Origin of the sequence: Curtobacterium sp. ISL-83 (assembly GCF_018613895.1) — a bacterium.
Classification (GTDB): domain Bacteria; phylum Actinomycetota; class Actinomycetes; order Actinomycetales; family Microbacteriaceae; genus Curtobacterium.
Map to the genome: position 1 here is coordinate 144,923 of NZ_JAGGPH010000012.1, position 20,434 is coordinate 165,356.

Here is a 20,434-nt window from a genome sequence, read left to right on the forward strand (position 1 = left end):
CCAACCCTACCGGGACTCCCGGTCCCCTGCGACCGTCCGCTCGGACGGTTCGTCGTCGGTCCCGTGCGAGCCCGACCCGGCGACACGCGTGCCCGCGACGGCACCGAGCACGCCGTTGACGAACCCCGCGGATTCCTCCGTGGAGAGCGACTGGGCGAGCTCGACGGCCTCGGCGATCGCGACGGCGTCGGGGACGTCGGCGTTGAACCGGATCTCCCACACGCCCATCCGCAGGATGCAGCGGTCGAGCACCGGCATGCGTGAGATCGACCACCCCTGCGCGTGCTCGACGATCACCTTGTCGATCTCGTGCCGGGCCTCGTCGACGCCGGTCACGATCTGCCGCGCGTAGTCCCAGCTGGAGGCGCGCTCCGGCTGGTCGAGGTGCCGGACGGTCTCGGTCGCCAAGACGTCCGAGATCGGCAGCTCGCGGACCTCCGCCACGTACAGCATGTCGAGGGCGCGCTTGCGGGCCTTCGAACGAGCACTCATCGGGTCAGCGCCTAGTCGTTGACGCGGCCGAGGTAGTTGCCGTCGCGCGTGTCGACCTTGACCTTGGTGCCGGACTCCAGGAACAGCGGGACCTGGATCTGGTACCCGGTCGAGATCGTCGCCGGCTTCGTGCCACCGGACGACCGGTCGCCCTGCAGGCCCGGCTCGGTCTCGATCGTGGTGACGATCGAGGTCGGGAGCTCGACGTAGAGCGGCGTGCCCTCGTTCATGGCGATCGTGACGGTCGCCTCCTCGAGCAGGAAGTTCGACGCGTCGCCCACGACGGTGGCCGCCACGGGGATCTGGTCGTAGGTGTCCAGGTCCATGAACACGTAGCTGTCGCCGTCGTTGTACAGGAACTGGTAGTCACGACGGTCGACGACCGCGGTGTCGATCTTCGCGCCGGCGTTGAAGGTGCGGTCGACGACCTTGCCGGACACGACGTTCTTCAGCTTGGTGCGCACGAAGGCGCCGCCCTTGCCGGGCTTCACGTGCTGGAACTCGACGACCGACCAAAACTGGCCGTCGATGATGAGAACGGCGCCGTTCTTGATGTCAGTGGTGCTCGCCATGGGTCTTCCGTTCGATGGTGTTGTGAAGGTCTGCGGGCCGCGGGAGCCCCGGACGAGTGTAGCGGACGCCTCCGGCGGTGCCGCCGGAGGCAACGCGCCCGGGCGCGGTCACTGCCGTCGCTTGGCCACCCAGGCGTCGACCGCCGCCCAGAGCAGGAGGACGACGGCGGCTCCCCCGAGCAGCCCACCCGCCATCCCGGTGGACAGCACCGCGGTCGGCCGTGCCGGGGTCGTCAGGTACACCACCGCCAGGACGCCAGCACCCGACCCGAGCAGCACGAGTAGGACCCGGCGGATCAGCCCCGAGACGATCGTGCGGTCTCGACTGTCGGCGAACAACCGGATGTTGACGGAGAACTTGCCGTTCTCGACGGCTTCCCCGATCCGGTCGACCCGCCGTGGCAACCGGCGGAGCGTCGACACCGCGCCGAACACCTCGCGCACCGCCAGGTCGCGGAGTGCCGTCGGTCGCAGCTGGTCGCGGATCTGCTCCGCCGCCAGGGCGCGCGACTCCTCGAGCAGGTCGAAGGACGGTGCCAGCGTGCGGAGCGTCCCCTCGAAGATCGCCAGTGCGCGAGCAGCGGCGACGAAGTCGGCGGGCGCCTTCAGGCGGTACCGGCCGAACACCTCGACCGCGTTGTCGACCGTGTCGACCCCGATCCGGGCACCCGGGCCGAGCTCGTCGGCCACGAACCGCGCGATGTCCCGTCGGAAGTCCGGCTCGTCGAGCGGGTCCCGCACCGGGGCCATGCGGAGCACGCCGTCCGCGATCCGCGACGTGTCCCCCTGGATGTAGCCGGCCAGGAGGTCCTGGACGATGTCCCGGAGACCCGGGTCGAGCCTCCCGATCGATCCGAAGTCGATGAGCGCCGGCCGCCCGTCGGGCAGCAGCACGACGTTCCCCGGGTGCAGGTCCGCGTGGTACAGGCCGTCGAAGACGACCTGGCGGACGAACGCGCCGAGCACGGCGCGCATCGGCGCGTCGAGGTCCTGGTCCGAACCGGACGCGCGGACCGCGCTGAGGGTGTCGCCGTCGAGGAACTGCATCACCAGCACCCGCTGGCCGGACAGGTCCGGGTACGGGTCCGGGAAGACGACCTCGTCGGGGCGGGCGCTCCGGGCCTGGGCTGCGCGCAGCGCGGAGAGGTTCCGGAGCTCCGACACGAAGTCCACCTGGCGGATCAGGTCGGCCGCGTACTGCGCGGCGACGTCCGACACCCCGACCTGGCGGGCCTCGGCCGACGTCCGCGCCAGGAAGCGGACCACCCGGAGCGCGATGTCGACGTCGCGGCGCACGGCGGCGTCGATGCCCGGACGCTGCACCTTGACGGCGACCTCGGTGCCGTCCCGGAGGGTCGCACGGTGGACCTGCGCGATCGACGCCGCTGCGATCGGCTCGCGGTCGAACGCCGCGAAGACCTCGTCGACGGGGGCACCGAGTTCGTGCTCGAGGAGCTGCAGGACCGCCTCGGCCGGCGCGGGCGTCACGCTGCGCTGCAGGTGCGCGAGCCCGACCGTCCACTCCTCGGGCAGCAGGTCGTCCCGCGTCGAGAGCAGCTGGCCCATCTTCACGAAGCCGCCGCCGGCTTCCTCGAGGGCCCGGCGGAGGTGCTCGGCCTGGTCACGACGGAGGTCCGCGGTCGCCGGGTCGTGGGAGAAGTCGAGGCGACGGAACGGCAGCAGGTGGTGGCGTCGGGCGATCGAGAGCAGTTCGGCGAACCGGCGGCCGCGGGACCGGAGGGTGGCGACCTCGGTCTCCTGCTGGCTGGCGAAGTCGCTCAGACGGGGCGGTTTGGGCACGTGCTCAGTCTGCTCCGCGGGGCTGGGTCCGCAGGGTACGTCCAGGGCATCCCTCCACAGCCTGGAGGCGCGGCGCGCGTTCCACAGGACGGCGTGCGCCGGCGCACACGGCCGGGCGATCTGGAATACGACATCTCGACCACTGTGCTCCAAGACCTGGAGAAAATACCGTGGTGGTCGGAAGCGGACCGGCGCCTCGCGACGCGCGCGCTGCGCCGACGGAACGCGTCCGCTGCACTGAGCGTGGCGACCGAGGGCGACGCGGGCGGGCGGCCGGGCGCCGGCGGCGGACTAGACGCCGACCTCCTGGTACGCCGTGAAGAGGAGGTGGTCCTCCGGCCCCTCCAGGGTCGTCGGCTTGCCCACCCCGTCGAGGATGATGAACCGCAGCATCCCGGCCCGGGCCTTCTTGTCCCGACGCATCGCCGCGAGCAGGCCCTCCCAGCGGCCGAGCCCGTAGGTCGTGGGGAGCTCGAGGGACTCCAGGATCGCGCGGTGCCGGTCGACGGTGGCGTCGTCCAGGTGCCCGGTCAGCCGCGCGAGCTCCGCCGCGAACACCATGCCGACGGCGACCGCAGCACCGTGCCGCCACTGGTACCGCTCCGCGTGTTCGATCGCGTGCCCGAGCGTGTGTCCGTAGTTCAGGATCTCCCGGCGCCCCTGCTCGGTGAAGTCGTCGGACACGACCTGGGCCTTCAACTCGATCGCGAGCTCGACCACACGGCGGAACTCGGGGGTGGTCGGGTCCGTGACCCGGGCGACGTCGGCCTCGACGATGTCCAGGATCTCCGGCACCGCGATGAACCCCGCCTTCACGATCTCGGCGAAACCGGTGAGGATCTCGTTGCGTGGCAGCGTGCGGACGAGGTCGAGGTCGGCGACGACCGCCCTGGGCGGGTAGAAGGCGCCGACGAGGTTCTTGCCCTCGTTCGTGTTGATGCCGGTCTTGCCGCCGACGCTGGCGTCCACCATCCCGAGCACGCTCGTCGGGATCGCGACGTACGGCACGCCGCGCAGCCAGGTCGCGGCCACGAAGCCCGCGAGGTCGGTGACGGCTCCGCCGCCGAGTCCGATGACGGCGTCGGTGCGGGTGAAGTCGGCCTGGCCCATGATCTGCCAGCAGAACGACGCGACCTCGATCCGCTTCGCGCCCTCGGCATCGGGGACCTCGGCGATGAGCGCCTCGAGCCCGGCCGCCACCAGCGTCGCGCGGAGGTCGTTCGCCCGGGCTCCGAGTGTCGGTGCGTGGACGATGAGCACCTTCGCGACGCGGGGACCCAGGAGCGTGGGCACGGCGTCGAGCAGCCCGTTGCCGACGAGCACGTCGTAGCCGTCGTCGCCCCCGACGGGGATGCGGGTGGTGCCCTCCGGAAGGACTTGCTCGGTCACGGTGCTCCTCGGTTCGGGTCGCGGACCCAGGCGACGATGTCGGCCACCACGTGGGACATCGGTCGCCGGGAGGTGTCCACGACGATGTGGGCGAGCTCGGCGTAGGTCGCCGCGCGTTCGTCCGTGATGGTCTGCCAGGCGTCGAGGCCACCGCTGGCGAGCAGCGGCCGGTCCGACCCGGCGATGCGTTCGGCGACGGCCTCGGGCGAGACCGTCAGCAGCACGATCCGCGCGCCGGACAACGCCGCACGGGTGTCCGCGTGCGTGACGGCCCCGCCGCCGACCGCGATCACGCCCCCGGTCGACATGGCCGATCGGACCGCGTCCGCTTCGAGCAGACGGAAGGCGGGCTCGCCGCGCTCCGCGAAGATGGTCGGGATCCGCCCGTGCTCACGCACGATGACGCGGTCGGTGTCGGTGAACGGCACCCCGAGTGCCTTGGCGACCCGCTTGCCGACGCTCGACTTGCCGGCCCCCATCGGTCCGATGAGGACGACCGGATCGGTGTCGCTCACCAGGTGCCGGACGAGGCCACCGGCTCCGTCCTGCTGGAGCGGAGGGTCTCGGGGATCGATGCCAGGTAGGACTCGAGGTTGCGCTTGGTCTCCAGGACGTTGTCCCCGCCGAACTTCTCGAGCACCGCGTCCGCGAGCACCAGCGCCACCATCGCCTCGGCCACGACGCCGGCCGCCGGTACGGCGCAGACGTCCGACCGCTGGTGGTGCGCGGACGCGTCCTCACCGGTGGCGACGTCGATGGTGTGCAGCGCGTGCGGCACGGTGGCGATGGGCTTCATCCCGGCGCGGACGCGCAGGACGGTGCCGGTCGACATCCCGCCCTCGGTCCCACCGGCACGGTCGGTCGTCCGGACGATCTCGCCGTCCTCCCGGTACAGCTCGTCGTGGGCAGCGGACCCGCGCCGACCGGCGGTCGCGAAGCCGTCCCCGATCTCGACGCCCTTGATCGCCTGGATGCCCATGATCGCCGCAGCGAGCCGGGCGTCGAGGCGTCGGTCCCACTGCACGTGCGAGCCGAGTCCCGGCGGGACGCCGTAGAACAGCACCTCGACGACGCCGCCGAGGGTGTCGCCGTCCTTCTTCGCGGCCTCCACCTCGGTGACCATGCGCGCCGAGGTCTCCGCGTCGAAGCAGCGCAGCTGGTCGTCGTCGAGCCGGTCGACGTCGTCTGGCAGGGGCAGGGCTGTGCCGTCGGGCACCCGCACCGTGCCGACCTGCAGGGTGTGCGCGACCGAACGGATGCCGAGCTCGGCCAGGAAGGCCTTCGCGACGGCACCGAGCGCGACGCGTGCGGCGGTCTCGCGGGCGGACGCGCGCTCGAGGATCGGGCGGGCCTCGTCGAAGCCGTACTTCTGCATGCCGACGAGGTCCGCGTGGCCGGGCCGCGGACGGGTCAGGGGCGCGCTGCGACCGCGGGACATCTCGGTCGGCTCGACGGGCTCGGGGTTCATCACCTCGACCCACTTGGGCCACTCGGTGTTGCCGATGCGGATCGCGATGGGACTGCCCATCGAGAACCCGTGACGGACGCCGGCGGACACGTGCAGTTCGTCCTGCTCGAACTTCATGCGCGAGCCGCGGCCGTAGCCGAGCTTCCGGCGCGCGAGGTCGGCTCGGATGGACTCGAACGACACCGGGACGCCCGCGGGCAGACCCTCGAGCATCGCGACGAGTTCGGGTCCGTGGGACTCACCAGCGGTCAACCAACGAAGCATGGTGACCATCCTCCCACAGGGCTCAGCCGTGCGACGCGTGCCGGATGCGGGCCGGCCGCCAGCGCCCCACGGAGGGGCACTGGCGGCCGGCACGATCCGCGGTCGGGGCTACTGGTAGCTCGGGTGCGCCCGGAGCCACGCCTGGAACTGCTCGACCGCCGCGAGGTGCTGGTCGTACGTGTCCGAGAACACGGTCTCCCCCGTCTGCAGGTTCACCGTCACGAAGTAGAGCCAGTTGCCGGGCGCCTCGTGGACGATCGCCTTGATGGCGATGTCCCCGGGGTTCGAGATCGGTGCGGGCGGCAGGCCAGCGTGCACGTACGTGTTGAACCGGTTCGACGCGTCCGCCCGCTCGGCGTCCGTCGTCGTGACGGTGTGGGTGTTCCCGGTGCCGTAGGCGACGGTGGCGTCGGACTGCAGCTTCATGCCGCGGTCGAGGCGGTTCTGGAACACCCGCGCGACCTTCGGGTAGTCCGCGGCGAGCCCGGCCTCCTTCTGCACGAGCGACGCGAACACGATGACGTGCTCCTGCTGGGCCGGTGCCACACCCGCAGCCGTCAGGTGTTCCTTCATCGTGTCGACCATCGACTTGAAGTACTGGGTCGCGGTCCAGCCGGGGTTGATCGGGTAGGTCGCGGGGAACAGCCACCCCTCGAGCGTCGTGACGCCGGCGGGCAGCCCGTAGGCGGACAGGTTCTTCGCTGCTGCGTCGACCTCGGCCTTCGACAGCCCGGCCTTCGAGACCATGCCGGCCTCGATGTCCTGCAGCGCGGTCCCCTCAGGGATCACGATCGACGCCTGGACGCGGTTCGTCTTGTCCTGCAGGGCCGCGAGCGCCGCCTTCGAGCTCATCTTCTTCTTGAGCGCGTAGGAGCCCGGCTGGAACTGCACGTTCGGCGAGGCGAGCAGCAGCTTGTAGAAGACCTTCGAGCTCTTGACGACGCCGCTCCGCTCCAGCGTCTTCGCGACGTCCTCGCCGATGTCGCCCTGCTTGATGGTGATCGTCACCTTGGCTGTGCCGGATCCGGAGTAGTCGTCGGGTTCCTGCGCGCCGGTGAACGCCGCCGTGATCTGCTGGAACTTCGGGACGACGAACGCGTAGGCGCCGACCCCGGCCGCGAGGACGATCGCGACGATGACGAGCCCCGCGATGAGCGGACCCCGTCGACGCTTCGGTCGTTGGCCGCGGGGCGGCCTGGAGGCGCGCCCTCCACCGCCACGGCCGCCGCCCGAGCCGCCTGCCGCACCGGGTGCGCCGGCGGCGGGTCGGTCGTGGTCGTCGCGCCCGGCCGGGGTGCCGTGGGTACCCTCGTCGACACCGGCGGACGGCATCCCCGCACCGGGGGTCAGGAGGGCGTGGACGTCCGGGTGCAGGTCACCGGGGTGCTCGGCGTCCGGCGACGACCCGTCGGCGTCGCTGCCGAGGGCCTCGCGGCTGGCCGGGACCGCGGCGCTGCCGGGCGGGACGCGGTTCCCGGCGGCGGGTTCCGCAGTGCTGGCTCGTGCGCGCTCGTCGTCGAGCGCCGTGTCCGCAGGTGACCGGGCATCGCGTGCGCCGGCCTCGCGGGCGCCGGCCTCGCGGGCTCGGGCCTCGCGTCGCGAGAGCGGCGGTCGGACTTCGGGCGCAGCGGGTCGGGACCCACCGCCGACGTCAGGGGTGGCCTCACGGTCGGAAGTCGCCTTCCGCCGCTCGGCGTCGTTGCCGGGCGCGATGATCGCGTTCCAGTCCAGATCGTCTGCCAACGGTCCTCGTGTCTCTCGGTCGGGGAACTCCCTGGGCACCGTCGTCGTGCGACGGAAAGCACAGCCCGCTCAGGGGAGCGTGGCCCCGGGAGGGGCACCAGACGTGCGCTCGTGATCGAGCGCATGTTGCAGAATGATAACAGCGGCCGCTTGGTCGATCACGGCCCGTGAGTTCTTCGTGTTCCGGCCGGCCTGGTGCAGCCCCCGCTGGGCGGTCACGGTGGAGAGCCGCTCGTCGACGAGCCGGACGGGACGATGGGCCGCGATGCGGGCGGCGAAGGCCCGGGCGTCCTCGGTGGACGGGGTGTCGTCCCCCGACATCGACAGGGGCAGTCCGACCACGATCTCGAGCACGTCGTACTCGTCCGCCAGGGCGAGGATGCGGCGGAGGTCGCTGCGCTTGTCGCGCGCCACCGTCTCGACCGGGGTGGCCAACAGGCCGTACCGGTCGCAGACGGCGACACCGATCCGGGCGCGTCCGACGTCGATGCCGAGCCGGCGCCCGGTCCGGATCGACACGGTCAGCCTGCGAGCCGCGCGGTCACGGCACGGAGCGCCGCCGGCAGCGCGGCCGCGTCGGTACCACCGCCCTGGGCGAGGTCCGGCTTGCCGCCACCACCACCACCGAGGACGCCGGCGGCCTCCTTCGCGAGGGGGCCGGCCTGCACGCCCGCTGCGCGAGCGGCGTCGTTCGTCACGACGATCACGACGGGCTTGCCACCGATGACGGATCCGAGCACGACGACCGAGGCACCGTCACCGAGCGCCCCACGGACGCCGGTGGCGAGGGCGCGGAGGTCGTCGGCCGACCCGAGGCCGTCGACGGTCTCGGCGACCACGGTCGTCGCACCGATCGTCGTCGCGGCGCGCGCGATGGTCGGGACGCGCTGCTGCAGGCTCGCCGACTCGTACTCGGCGATCCGCTTCTGCGCGGTGCGGAGGTCCTCCATCAGCGACTGCACCCGCGACGGGAGGTCGTGACGCGGCGCCTTGAGCGCGCTCGACAGCTGCGACACGATCGTGCGCTCGACGGCGAGGTCACGGAAGCCCTCGATGCCGACGAGGGCCTCGACGCGACGGTTCGTCGAACCGACGCTGGACTCCCCTACCAGGTTCACGAGGCCGACCTGCGCGCTGGAGGCGACGTGGGTGCCACCGCAGAGTTCGCGGGACCACGGCCCGCCGATGTCGACCATCCGGACCTCGGCGCCGTACTTCTCGCCGAACAGGGCCTGCGCACCGAGTGCTTTCGCATCGGCGAGCGGGAGCACGCGCGTCGCGACCTCGAGGTCGGATCGGATGGCGGTGTTCACCACGTCCTCGATCTCCGAGCGGGTCTCGACCGAGACGGGCTGCGACCACGAGAAGTCGAGGCGCATGTAGCCGGCCTTGTTGTACGAGCCAGCCTGCAGCGCCTCCGGCCCGAGGATGTCGCGGAGCGCGGCGTTCACGAGGTGGGTCGCGGAGTGCGCCTGGGTCGCACCGCGCCGGTACTCGCCGTCGACGACGGTGGTCGCGGCGTCGCCGACCCCGACCTCTCCCGAACGGACCTGCACGGTGTGGCTCCAGAGCCCGGCGACCGGTCGCTGGACGTCGAGGACCTCGAGGTCGAAGCCGTTCCCGACGATCGATCCCTGGTCGGCGTCCTGTCCGCCGGACTCCGCGTACAGCGACGTCTCGCCGAGGATGACCTCGGCGATGTCCCCGACGACGGCCCGGTCGACGCTGACGCCACCGACGATGATGCCGAGCACGTTCGACTGCGCCTCGAGCTCGTCGTAGCCGAGGAAGACGGTCTCGCCCTTGGCACGGAAGGCACTGTAGACGCTGAGGTCCGCGAGCGCGGTCTTCTTGCTCTTCGCGTCCGCCTTGGCACGAGCACGCTGCTCGGACATCAGGGTCTCGAACGCCCCGCGGTCGACGTGGACGCCGGCTTCCTCGGCCATCTCCATCGTCAGGTCGATCGGGAAGCCGAACGTGTCGTGCAGCAGGAACGCGGTGTCGCCGCCGATCGCGGGGACGCCGTCCTGCTTCGCGCGCTCGACCGCGACGTCGAGGATCGTGGTGCCCTGCGCGAGGGTCCGGAGGAACGTCTCTTCCTCGGCGTAGGCGATGCGCGCGATGCGGTCGTACTGTTCGCCGACCTCCGGGTAGGCGTCCTGCATGGCGTCACGGGAGGCCGGGAAGAGCTCGGGGAAGGTCGCGCCCTCGACGCCGAGCAGGCGCATCGCACGGACGGTGCGGCGGAGCAGACGGCGCAGGATGTACCCGCGGCCCTCGTTCGACGGGGAGACCCCGTCGGTGATGAGCATGAGCGCCGAGCGGACGTGGTCCGCGATCACCCGCATCCGGACGTCGTCCTCGTGCACCGCGCCGTACCGACGGCCGGAGATCGCAGCCGCGCGGTCCAGCACCGGGCGCACCTGGTCGATCTCGTACATGTTGTCGACGCCCTGCTTGATGAAGGCGACGCGCTCGAGCCCCATGCCGGTGTCGATGTTCTTGTTCGGCAGCTCGCCGGTGATCTCGAAGTCGTACTTCGACCGCACGTCGGCGATCTGGTACTGCATGAAGACGAGGTTCCAGATCTCGACGTAGCGGTCGTCGTCGGTCGCGGGACCGCCGTCGATGCCGTACTCGGGCCCACGGTCGAAGAAGATCTCCGAGCAGGGTCCGGCGGGGCCGGGCTGACCGGTCGACCAGTAGTTGGTGTCCTTGCCCAGACGCTGGATCCGGTCCTCCGGCAGGGTCGAGTGCTGCTTCCAGAACGCGATCGCCTCGTCGTCCTCCTCGTAGACCGTGACCCACAGGTCGTCGGGCGAGAAGCCGAGCCCACCGTCGGACTCCGGGTTCGTCAGGAACTCCCAGGCGTACTGGATCGCCTGCTCCTTGAAGTAGTCCCCGAACGAGAAGTTGCCGTTCATCTGGAAGAACGTGCCGTGACGCGGGGTCTTGCCGACCTCTTCGATGTCGTTCGTGCGGATGCACTTCTGCACGCTCGTCGCCCGGGGGAACGGGGCCGGGACCAGACCGGTCAGGTACGGGATGAACGGCACCATGCCGGCGACCGTGAACAGGAGCGAGGGGTCGTCCGAGACGAGCGAGGCGGACGGGACGACGGTGTGGCCGCGGTCACCGAAGAACTGGAGCCAACGGCGGCGGATCTCTGCGGTCTGCATGGTGCTTCCTGATTCAGGGTCGGCGGGAGGGGAGGTCGAGAACGGGATGAGCGGCCGGCGTCAGGCGTCGGTGCGGAGCTCGGCCTCGCGCGAGCGGTACCCGTCAGCCACGGCGGCCGTGAAGGCCTTCGTGCGGGCGGTGACGTCGTCGAAGAAGCGCGCGCCACCGGTCGTCCGTGCGAGCCGGTGGGCGACGGCGAACCCGATGACGACGCCGACGACGACGAAGAACAGCTGCTTCACGGTGCCCCTCCCTCTGCGCACGCGAGCGAGCGTGCCCGACGATCCTAGCGGCGGACCCCGACGGGAACGCCGAAGGACGACCGCGGCGGCGGGCACGCCGGGGACGCAGAACGGCGGGCCGCCCTCGAGAGGACGACCCGCCGTTCGGGACCGATCAGCGGATCAGCGAGCTGCGTAGTACTCGACGACGAGCTGCACTTCACAGGTCACGGGGACCTCGGCGCGCTTCGGACGACGGACCAGGCGGGCGTGGAGCTTCTCGATCTCGACCTCGAGGTATCCCGGGACCTTCGGCAGGACCTCGAGGTGCCCACCGGCGGCGGCGACCTGGAGGGGCTCGAGGGACTCGGAGCGCTGCTTCACGTGGATGAGCTGGCCTTCCTTCACGCGGAAGGAGGGGCGGTCCACGAGCTTGCCGTCGACGAGGATGTGGCGGTGCACGATCAGCTGACGCGCCTGCGCGGTGGTGCGGGCGAAGCCGGCACGCAGCACGAGGGCGTCGAGGCGCTGCTCGAGGAGCTCGACCAGGTTCTCACCGGTCAGGCCCTTCGCCTTGCGGGCCTCTTCGAAGACGATGCGCAGCTGCTTCTCGCGGATGCCGTACTGGGCGCGCAAACGCTGCTTCTCACGGAGGCGGACGGCGTAGTCGCTGTCCGCACGACGGCGCGTACGGCCGTGCTCACCGGGCCCGTAGGGGCGCTTCTCGAGGTAACGGGCCGCCTTCGGCGTCAGCGGGATGCCGAGGGCGCGCGACAGGCGGGTCTTGCTGCGGGTACGTGACTTGGTAGACACAGGGTCCTTTTCTCTGTTCTGAACGGAAGTGATCACGGGTCTCGGTGCGCGCACGCACCGACGAACCCCGCGATGGGATCCAGAGGGATGAGCCTGTGGGATCGGACGGCTACAGTCCGAACCTCTGCCCCCGTGCCGCAGGAGCGGCACTCTGTCCTCGACGCAGCCGCACGCGAGGACCAGGACGTAGGCCCGTCAACGATAGCAGCATCGGGGCCGGAGCAGAACCACCGCGCTACTCGCCGCGGGTGATCTTCCGGAGCCGGTCCAGCCGCGGGCCGACCTCGCGTTCGAAGCCGTTCGCCGTCGGCGTGTAGTACTCGGTGCCCTCGAGCGCGTCGGGGAGGTACTGCTGCTGCGCCACACCGTGCTCGGCGTCGTGCGAGTACACGTACCCCTTGCCGTGCCCCAGCCGCTTCGCACCCGGGTAGTGCGCGTCACGCAGGTGCGTCGGGACGACACCCATCCGGCCGGCCTTGACGTCGGCGACCGCCGCGTTGACCCCGTTGTACGCAGCGTTCGACTTCGGCGCCGTGGCCAGGTAGACGACCGCCTCGGCCAAGGGGATCCGCCCCTCCGGCATCCCGATGAGCTGCACGGCCTGGGCCGCTGCGACGGCGATGGGGAGCGCCTGCGGGTCGGCCATGCCGATGTCCTCGGACGCCGAGATGATGATGCGCCGTGCGATGAACCGCGGGTCCTCGCCCGCTTCGATCATCCGTGCCAGGTAATGCAGCGCCGCGTCCACGTCGCTCCCCCGCACCGACTTGATGAACGCGCTGATCACGTCGTAGTGCTCATCGCCCTGACGGTCGTAGCGGAGCAGCGCCCGGTCGACCGCCGCCGCCACGGTGTCGGCGTCGATGACGGGCACGGTGCCGGCGCCGGCGGGGATGTCTCCGTCGAGGAGGCTCGCGCCGTGTGGCACCGGACGATCGTCGTCATCGTCGTCATCGTCGTCGTCGTCAACGTCGCGGGCGCCGGCGTCGCCCGGCAGGTCGTCCCGCGCCGCCGCGAGCGCGGAGGACGCCGCCGCCTCGAGCGCGGTGAGCGCACGCCGTGCGTCACCCGACGCGAGTCGGACGATGGCAGCCCGGGCCTCGTCGCCGAGGACCACGGACCCACCGAGGCCGCGTGGGTCCTCCACCGCACGGTCGACGAGCATGCCGAGGTCGGCGTCGGTCAGCGGCTTCAGCGTGAGGAGCAACGACCGCGAGAGCAGCGGCGAGATCACCGAGAACGACGGGTTCTCGGTCGTGGCGGCGATGAGGATGACCCACCCGTTCTCGACGCCGGGCAGGAGGGCGTCCTGCTGGGCCTTGCTGAACCGGTGGATCTCGTCGAGGAAGAGGACCGTCGTGGTGCCGTAGAGGTCCCGGTGCGTCAGGGCCTTCTCCATGACCCCGCGCACGTCCTTGACGCCCGCGGTCACGGCGGACAGCTCGACGAACTCCCGGCCGGACTGCCGCGCGATGGCCTGCGCCAGGGTGGTCTTGCCGGTACCGGGCGGCCCCCAGAGGATGACCGAGACGCCGCCCGGGTTGTCCCGTGTCCCCGTCGCGAGCTGCACGAGCGGGCTGCCGCGTCCGAGCAGGTGCTGCTGACCGGCGACCTCTTCCAGGCTGGTGGGGCGCATCCGAACGGCGAGCGGGACCGATCCCTGGGCGAGCCCGGCGCGACCACCCGTGGTGGGCGCACGCATACCCGAACGGTCCGCTGCCATGCGACCAATCGTAGGCCGACCGGCTGACAGGGCCGTGCCTCCAGGCCGTCGGACCGGACACGCACGCTACGCTCGGTCGCACACCGGACGAGAGGTCAGAACAGCACCGTGGCACCGAAGAACCAGGCGCGTGACAACCGGGAAGCGCGTGAGCGTCTCCGTCTCTACCAGGCGCGGCAGGGCCTCCACGATCGTCAGCGACGACGTCGGCGGCGGGACGACCTGATCGGTGTCGGCGCCCTCGTGGTGGTGGCGGCCCTCGCCACCGGGTCCCAGCTCGCGTTCGCCGGGGCACACGCACCCAAGGCCACGCCGAGTGCGAGTGCGAGTGCCACGGGTACCCCGACCCCCTCGCCGAGCGCCACCGCGGGCAACACCGGCACGGTGCCGAGCAAGTCCATCGCGAAGGACTCGACGTGGACCGGCTCGCTGACGCTGAACAAGGACGTCCGCCTCGGCATTGAGCTCGACGGCAAGAAGGCGCCGCAGGCCGCGAGCGTCGAGATCTCGCTCATCCAGAAGCAGTTCTACGACGGCACCACCTGCCACCGGCTCGCCGACTCCTCCGGCTTCAAGTTCCTGCAGTGCGGCTCGGCGAACGGCGACGGCACCGGCGACGCCGGCTTCCAGTACGGCCCGCTCGAGAACGTGCCGAGCGACGGCGTCTACAAGAAGGGCGTGATCGCGATCGCCCGCGGTGCCTCCGCGTCGTCCCAGACCACCCAGTTCTTCATCGTCTACGGCGACACGACGCTCGACGGCTCCACGGGCGGCTACACCGTCGTGGGCAAGGTCACGAGCGGTCTCGACGCCCTCGAGTCGAAGATCACCTCGAAGGGCATCGCGTCGAAGGGTGCCGACGGCACCGGCGCGCCCAAGGTCGCCACCAAGATCACGGGCGCGACCATCGAACAGCAGCAGTAGTCCACAAGCCGACGCAACCCGCGGGCCGGAGCGCCCGCGAGTGCAATAGGCTGACGACCTGACCGTGCCGACGGTGACGTCGGTGATGCACGACCACGATCGAGGCGAGACCTGTGGGATCTGACGAAGCAACGACCTGGGGCCGGGTCGACGACGACGGGACCGTGTACGTGCGGTACGAGGACACCGAGCGTGCCGTCGGCGAGTACCCGGACGCGACGCCCGACGAAGCGCTCGCCTACTTCGCCCGGAAGTACGCCGACCTCGAAGGCCAGGTGAAGATCGCCGAGCAGCGCGTCCAGCGCGGTGCGTCGGCGAACGACGTCGCCCGGACGGTGGAGCACCTGCAGGCGCTCATCGCCGAAGCACGCGTCGTCGGCGACCTGAAGGCGCTCGAGACCCGTGTCGGTGTGCTCGCCGAACAGCTGGGCTCGCTCACGAAGGAGCAGGCGGAGCAGGCGCAGCAGGCGCTGAACGACGCGCTCGCACACCGCGCCGCCCTGGTGGAAGAAGCCGAGGCACTCGCCGCGGTCGACCCGGCCCGTGCGCAGTGGAAGCAGATCACCGCGCAGCTCGACGACGTGTTCGCCCGCTGGCAGCAGCACCAGCACGACGGCCCGCGCATCCCCAAGAACGAGGCCAACGAGCTGTGGAAGCGCTTCCGCTCCGCCCGCTCGACGGTCGACCAGCACCGTCGGGCCTTCTACTCCGAGCTCGACGCGCAGCACCGTGACGCGCGCAGCCGGAAGCAGGAGCTCGTGAACCAGGCGGAAGCGCTCGCGACCCGCGGTCCTGACGCGATCCCGGCCTACCGGCAGCTCCTCGACGACTGGAAGCAGGCCGGCCGCGCCGGCAAGCGCCACGACGACGCCCTGTGGGCCCGGTTCAAGGCGGCGGGTGACGTGCTCTTCGAGCAGCGGCACGCCGAGTCCGCGGCGGAGGACGAGGAGTACACCGGCAACCTCGAGGCCAAGCAGGCGCTCCTGACGGAGGCCGAACCGCTCCTGCAGGCGACCGACCGGGTCGCGGCGCGTCGGACCCTCACGGCGATCCAGCGCCGGTGGGACGAGATCGGCAAGGTCCCCCGTGCCGACGTCCGTCGGATCGAAGACCGCCTGCGCGCGATCGAGGACCACGTGCGGAGCCTCGAGGACCAGCACTGGAAGGCCTCGGACCCGGAGCGCAAGGCCCGTCAGACCGGCCTCGCGAGCCAGCTCGAGGACGCCATCGGCAAGCTCCAGTCGGAGCTCGCCGAGGCGCAGGCCACCGGTGACGCCCGCAAGATCAAGGACGCCCAGGAGGCGCTGGACGCCCGGAAGATCTGGCTCGACGCTCTGGGTCGGTAGCACCCCGCCAGCGAACTCCGCGTCGCTGACGCAGCGCGCGCACGAAGCCCCCGTGACCGGTCGGTCACGGGGGCTTCGTCGATCGGCCGTGCCCGGTCCGTCGTGGCGGCTTCGCCGATCGGCCGGGCGGTCGCCGTTCAGACGCCGGCGGGCATCCCGAGGAGCAGCCGGATGTCGAGGTCGTCCTGCCGCATCTGTGTGGCGAGCTCGTCCATCGACGAGAACTTCACCATGCCCCGGACGTACGACACGAAGAGCACGGAGATGGTGTCCCCGTAGAGGTCGATGTCGACGTCCAGCAGGTGCGCCTCGATCTGCTTCTCCGGCACGCCGTCGAACGTCGGGTTGTTGCCGACGGACACGGCCGCCGGGTAGATCGTGCCCTCGTGCAGCACACGTGCCGCGTACACCCCGTCGGCAGGGACGAAGCCCTCGCACGCCGGGTCGAGGTTCGCCGTCGGGTAGCCCATCGCGCGGCCCCGCTGGTTACCGCGGACCACGGTGCTCCGGACGCAGTGTTCGCGCCCGAGCAGCCGGGCCGCCTCGGCCACTCGCCCGTGCCCGAGGAGCTCACGGATCCACGTGGACGACACCCGACGCTCGCCGTCCGGGCGGACGTCGTCGCGGAGGTCGACGTCGTCGATCAGTTCGACCGTGAAGCCGTGCTGCTCGCCGAGTCGGCGGAGCAGCGTGACGTCGCCGGCGCCCTTCGCACCGAAGCGGAAGTCACTGCCGACGAACACGAGCCGCGCGTGCAGGGTGTCCACGAGGATCTCGGACACGAAGGCCTCGGGCGACTTCGACTGCAGCTCGTGGTCGAAGCGGAGCAGCAGCGTGGCGTCGACCCCGGCGGCGTCGAGCAGCTCGCGGCGCTGCGCCATGCTCGTCAGCGACGGGGGCACCTTCTCCGGGTCGATCACGTTGAGGGGGTGCCGGTCGAAGGTGACGACCGTCGAGACGAGGCCCTGCGCGTGCGCGGCCCGCTCGAGGTGGGCGATCACGGCGCGGTGCCCGACGTGGACACCGTCGAACTTGCCGATCGTGACGGCGCTGGGCCCGAAGCCCTGCGCGACGTCGGCGATGTCGTCGTAGTACTGCACGGCGCTCCTACTCCCCCGCCGCGACGGCGGAGGTCGTGTCGGTCGTGCCATTGCCGTCACCGGTGCTCGTGCCAGTGCCGGCGGCACGCGGGCCCATCGCGGCGGCGCGGTGGTGCTTCCGGAGCCACCACAGCCCGGCGGCCGGCAGCACGAGCGGTGCGAAGGCGTACCCCATGCCGTAGTAGGACCAGATCGTGAGGTCGGGGAACAGCTTCGGGTCGATGAGCGAGAGCGTGCCGATCACGAGCACGCCGGTCATCTCGAAGGCGATCGTGACGCAGGCGACGCGGTACCAGGCACGCCCCGGCACGATGAGCGCGATCATCGCGACGATGTACACGACCGCGGCGACGGCGCTCAACACGTAGGAGAACGGCGCGAACGAGAACTTCTCGATGATCTGGACGACGCTGCGGCCCGTCGCGGCCAGCGCGAGGATGCCGTAGACGGCGATGAGGACGCGGCCGATGCCGGTCGCGAGGGGAGATCTGGTCGCCATTGCACCGATTCTACCGACGCCCACCGACCGACCGTGCACCAGCCGGGTGCTGCCACCGGACGACAGCCGCGCCGGTCGGCGGGTCAGTTCAGCGCGAACCAGATCTGGTACATCCGGTACAGCATCACCGCGACCGTGAAGGCACCCGCGCCGAGGACCACGGTGCTCCACTTCGTGCGGTCGATCAACGCCCACACGATCGTCGCCGGCGGCACGAGCAGGACCGACACCGCGTACACCCCGAACTCCAGGGCGCTCCCCCGCGGTGGGTTGCCGACCGCCGGCTGCACGAGGGCGACCACGCCCTGCGCCAGCAGGAGCAGCTCGACGAGGACGAGTGAGCCGACGGTGTAGTCGTTCGGCTTCCGCCCGATGAACCCCACGACGACCGCGAACAGGCCGGCGAGCACCGCGATGACGAGCTGCACCCACATGAACCACTCGATCACGCGTTCGCTCCTGCTTGGTTGGCGGTCGGGAAGTTGGTGATGACCCGGAGCAGCCCGCGGCGGACCGAGACGAGGCCGACGAGCCGGTCGTCCTCACGCGCGACGGCGGCGACGGGGCCGTCGGTGTCCGGGTGGTCGGCGGCGACGCGCTTGCCGTCGGACAGGTCCTTCGCCGCGTCGGCATCGAGCGGGACGGACGGGAAGAGCGTGCGGGCGATGTCGACCGGCCGTGCCAGGGCAGCACGGACGTCGACGGCCTCGTCCTCGATGTCGATGGCGTCCTCGACGTCGAACGGGCCGACGATCGTCCGACGGAGCGCGGTGAGGTGTGCGCCGGTGCCGAGGGTCGCGCCGACGTCCCGCGCGAGCGCCCGGACGTAGGTGCCGGACGAACAGGACACGACGACGTCGAGGTCGACGACCGCGACCGGGGCACCGTCGACCGTGACGACGTGGTCGTTCCGGCCCGTGACCTCGAACCGGGAGACGGTGACCGCGCGCGACTTCAGCACGACGGTCTCACCCTTCCGCGCGAGGTCGTACGCGCGGCGTCCGTCCACCTTGATCGCGCTCACCGTGGACGGGACCTGCTCGATGTCGCCCCGCTGGAGGGCGACCGCCGCCTCGACTGCGCCGTCGGAGACGTCCGCGTCGGCCGTCCCGATCGCGGCGGTCGGGGTGCCGTCGGCGTCGTCGGAGTCGGTCGACACCCCGAGTCGGATGGTCGCCGTGTAGGTCTTCCCGAGTCCGACGAGGTGCGTCAGGAGCCGCGTCGAGGGTCCGGCGCCGAGCAGGAGCAGCCCTGTCGCCATCGGGTCGAGGGTGCCGGCGTGACCGACCTTCTTCAGCCCGAGCCGACGTCGTGCGATCGCGACCACCCGGTGGCTGGAGATCCCCTGCGGTTTGTCGACGAGGAGGATGCCGTCAGGCGCGGATTCGAGCACCGGAGAAGATTAGCAGCGCGGTCGTCGGTCAGCAGGCGTCGTTCCACTCGCGACGCGGGTGCTCCGGATCCGTCACGTCGAGGACGGCAGAAGCCGCGATCTTGACGTCCGCGCGCCGCTCGAGACGGCCGGACTCCTGCTCGACCCAGAGCGACCAGCGCCAGAGCGTGCGGGTGCGCGGGGCGAGGAGCCCGGTGCCGTGCACCACGAGCACGCCGTCACCCGCGCCCGTCGTCCGGAAGGGGATGACGATGTCCGAGCGCAGGACGTCGATGTCGGAGGACGGCGCTGCGGCCGCCATCGCGTGGACGCCGTGCTGCGCGAAGCCGGAGACGAGGGCCGCGGCGACGCGCTCGAGGTCCGTGCCGTCCTGTCCGTCGATCGCGACGACCGTCCGGTTCGTCCCGACCTGCGTGATCACCTCGCCCGCGATCGCGGCCATCGTGTCGGTCTCCTGTGGTGCCCAGCGTGCCATGCACCCACCGTAGGCTGTCGTGGTGAACGCGCACAGAGCCTCCCGGCCGGTCGTGGAGAACGCGCCGGACGCGACGCCGGTGGAGGAACGAGCGGTCCCCGACCTCGCCACGCCCCTGATCGCCTGGTTCGAGCAGTCCGCGCGCGACCTGCCGTGGCGGCGCCCCGGCTTCTCCGCCTGGGGCACGCTCGTGAGCGAGATCATGCTGCAGCAGACGCAGGTCGCGCGGGTGGTCCCGAGACTGGAGGCGTGGCTCACCCGGTGGCCGACCCCTGCGGACCTCGCGGCGTCACCCCCGGCAGACGCGGTCCGTGCCTGGGACCGGCTCGGCTACCCGAGACGGGCGCTCGCGCTGCACGCGGCGGCGACCGCGATCGCGGAACGGCACGGCAACGTGGTGCCGCGCGACGTCGACGAGCTCCTCGCACTGCCGGGCATCGGCGACTACACGGCACGGGCGGTCGCGGTGTTCGCGTACGGCGACCGGCACCCCGTGGTGGACGTCAATGTGCGCCGGGTGCTCGCCCGGAGCGTCCTGGGGCAGGGCGAACCCGGACCGGCGAAGGCGAAGGTCGACCTGCCGCTGATGGCGTCCGTGCTGCCCGCCGACCGGGACGCGGCCGCTCGGACGAACGCAGCGGTCATGGAACTCGGCGCGCTGGTGTGCGTCGCTCGCGCTCCGGCGTGTGACGCCTGCCCGATCGCGGACCGCTGCGCCTGGCGCGCCGCGGGGTACCCGGAGCACGACGGGCCGCGGGCGCCACGGCAGGCGAAGTTCGCCGGGAGCGACCGGCAGGTCCGCGGCATGGTGATGGCGGAACTCCGGGCGAGCGACGTCCCCGTCAATCGTTCCGAGATCGACCTGGTGTGGCCGGACGCGGAGCAGCGTGCACGGGCCCTCGCGTCGCTCCTCCGGGACGGGCTCGTCGTCGGGGACGACGTCAGCGGGTACCAGCTGCCGGTCGCCTGAGCGGGCCGGGCGCCCGCTCGCTGGGGACCGCGGTCCCGGAACGACTCGGCCGTTGTCGTGCG

General features: G+C 71.3%; 20 protein-coding genes. 3 read left to right on the top strand and 17 right to left on the bottom strand.

Annotated elements, in window-relative coordinates; all coding sequences use genetic code 11:
* Nucleotides 1–6: 6 nt before the first annotated feature.
* The 12 genes from nusB to J7E22_RS12145 form a co-directional block, all read right to left on the bottom strand.
* Nucleotides 7–492, bottom strand: coding sequence for a transcription antitermination factor NusB (gene nusB / locus J7E22_RS12090; RefSeq protein ID WP_251009042.1), 486 nt, complete (start codon nt 490–492; stop codon nt 7–9).
* 11 nt (nt 493–503) lie between these two features.
* Nucleotides 504–1,064, bottom strand: a complete 561-nt coding sequence (efp, locus tag J7E22_RS12095) for an elongation factor P (protein ID WP_214981978.1) — start codon at nt 1,062–1,064, stop codon at nt 504–506.
* Nucleotides 1,065–1,172: 108 nt separating this feature from the next.
* A complete protein-coding gene (locus tag J7E22_RS12100) occupies nt 1,173–2,864 on the bottom strand; it encodes an AarF/ABC1/UbiB kinase family protein (RefSeq protein ID WP_214981979.1) in 1,692 nt (563 codons plus the stop codon).
* A 291-nt stretch (nt 2,865–3,155) separates the two neighbouring features.
* On the bottom strand, nt 3,156–4,253 hold the full coding sequence (gene aroB / locus J7E22_RS12105) for a 3-dehydroquinate synthase (RefSeq protein WP_214981980.1): 1,098 nt from the start codon (nt 4,251–4,253) through the stop codon (nt 3,156–3,158).
* Complete coding sequence (locus J7E22_RS12110) at nt 4,250–4,732, bottom strand: shikimate kinase (RefSeq protein WP_214982074.1); 483 nt, start codon at nt 4,730–4,732, stop codon at nt 4,250–4,252. Before J7E22_RS12110 ends, aroB begins: the two co-directional genes overlap by 4 nt.
* A gap of 32 nt (nt 4,733–4,764) precedes the next feature.
* Nucleotides 4,765–5,985, bottom strand: a complete 1,221-nt coding sequence (aroC, locus tag J7E22_RS12115) for a chorismate synthase (protein ID WP_214981981.1) — start codon at nt 5,983–5,985, stop codon at nt 4,765–4,767.
* A 108-nt stretch (nt 5,986–6,093) separates the two neighbouring features.
* On the bottom strand, nt 6,094–7,728 hold the full coding sequence (gene mltG, locus J7E22_RS12120; RefSeq protein ID WP_214981982.1) for an endolytic transglycosylase MltG: 1,635 nt from the start codon (nt 7,726–7,728) through the stop codon (nt 6,094–6,096).
* A 69-nt stretch (nt 7,729–7,797) separates the two neighbouring features.
* The gene (gene ruvX / locus J7E22_RS12125; protein ID WP_214982076.1) at nt 7,798–8,241 is read right to left on the bottom strand and encodes a Holliday junction resolvase RuvX; all 444 of its coding nucleotides are present in this window, start codon (nt 8,239–8,241) and stop codon (nt 7,798–7,800) included.
* An 8-nt stretch (nt 8,242–8,249) separates the two neighbouring features.
* Nucleotides 8,250–10,907: an alanine--tRNA ligase gene (gene alaS, locus J7E22_RS12130; protein WP_214981983.1), complete on the bottom strand. Its 2,658-nt coding sequence runs from the start codon at nt 10,905–10,907 to the stop codon at nt 8,250–8,252.
* A 60-nt stretch (nt 10,908–10,967) separates the two neighbouring features.
* The gene (locus J7E22_RS12135; RefSeq protein ID WP_251009108.1) at nt 10,968–11,171 is read right to left on the bottom strand and encodes a hypothetical protein; all 204 of its coding nucleotides are present in this window, start codon (nt 11,169–11,171) and stop codon (nt 10,968–10,970) included.
* A 141-nt stretch (nt 11,172–11,312) separates the two neighbouring features.
* Nucleotides 11,313–11,942 (bottom strand): 30S ribosomal protein S4, encoded by a 630-nt coding sequence (gene rpsD, locus J7E22_RS12140; protein WP_214981984.1) that lies wholly within the window; start codon nt 11,940–11,942, stop codon nt 11,313–11,315.
* A gap of 235 nt (nt 11,943–12,177) precedes the next feature.
* Nucleotides 12,178–13,665 (bottom strand): replication-associated recombination protein A, encoded by a 1,488-nt coding sequence (locus J7E22_RS12145; RefSeq protein WP_374193274.1) that lies wholly within the window; start codon nt 13,663–13,665, stop codon nt 12,178–12,180.
* Between the two features lie 108 nt (nt 13,666–13,773).
* Here J7E22_RS12145 and J7E22_RS18265 point away from each other — a divergent pair, with 108 nt between their 5' ends.
* Together J7E22_RS18265 and J7E22_RS12155 are read left to right on the top strand one after the other, a co-directional pair.
* A complete protein-coding gene (locus J7E22_RS18265) occupies nt 13,774–14,589 on the top strand; it encodes a peptidylprolyl isomerase (protein WP_214981985.1) in 816 nt (271 codons plus the stop codon).
* A 113-nt stretch (nt 14,590–14,702) separates the two neighbouring features.
* The gene (locus J7E22_RS12155; RefSeq protein WP_214981986.1) at nt 14,703–15,935 is read left to right on the top strand and encodes a DUF349 domain-containing protein; all 1,233 of its coding nucleotides are present in this window, start codon (nt 14,703–14,705) and stop codon (nt 15,933–15,935) included.
* Nucleotides 15,936–16,072: 137 nt separating this feature from the next.
* Here the strand turns inward: J7E22_RS12155 and J7E22_RS12160 are convergent, their stop codons facing one another.
* The 5 genes from J7E22_RS12160 to J7E22_RS12180 form a co-directional block, all read right to left on the bottom strand.
* Nucleotides 16,073–17,035, bottom strand: a complete 963-nt coding sequence (locus J7E22_RS12160) for a bifunctional riboflavin kinase/FAD synthetase (RefSeq protein ID WP_214981987.1) — start codon at nt 17,033–17,035, stop codon at nt 16,073–16,075.
* A 7-nt stretch (nt 17,036–17,042) separates the two neighbouring features.
* The gene (locus J7E22_RS12165) at nt 17,043–17,534 is read right to left on the bottom strand and encodes a hypothetical protein (RefSeq protein ID WP_251009043.1); all 492 of its coding nucleotides are present in this window, start codon (nt 17,532–17,534) and stop codon (nt 17,043–17,045) included.
* Nucleotides 17,535–17,617: 83 nt separating this feature from the next.
* Entirely contained in the window at nt 17,618–17,983 is a 366-nt protein-coding gene (locus J7E22_RS12170) for a hypothetical protein (RefSeq protein WP_214981988.1), read from the bottom strand.
* Nucleotides 17,980–18,927, bottom strand: coding sequence for a tRNA pseudouridine(55) synthase TruB (gene truB, locus J7E22_RS12175; RefSeq protein ID WP_214981989.1), 948 nt, complete (start codon nt 18,925–18,927; stop codon nt 17,980–17,982). The genes J7E22_RS12170 and truB overlap by 4 nt, the downstream gene beginning before the upstream one ends.
* A gap of 28 nt (nt 18,928–18,955) precedes the next feature.
* Nucleotides 18,956–19,402, bottom strand: coding sequence for a hypothetical protein (locus tag J7E22_RS12180; protein ID WP_214981990.1), 447 nt, complete (start codon nt 19,400–19,402; stop codon nt 18,956–18,958).
* A gap of 79 nt (nt 19,403–19,481) precedes the next feature.
* On the opposite strand from J7E22_RS12180, the gene J7E22_RS12185 reads away from it, so the two are divergent.
* Nucleotides 19,482–20,372, top strand: coding sequence for an A/G-specific adenine glycosylase (locus tag J7E22_RS12185; RefSeq protein ID WP_308159244.1), 891 nt, complete (start codon nt 19,482–19,484; stop codon nt 20,370–20,372).
* Nucleotides 20,373–20,434 lie beyond the last annotated feature (62 nt).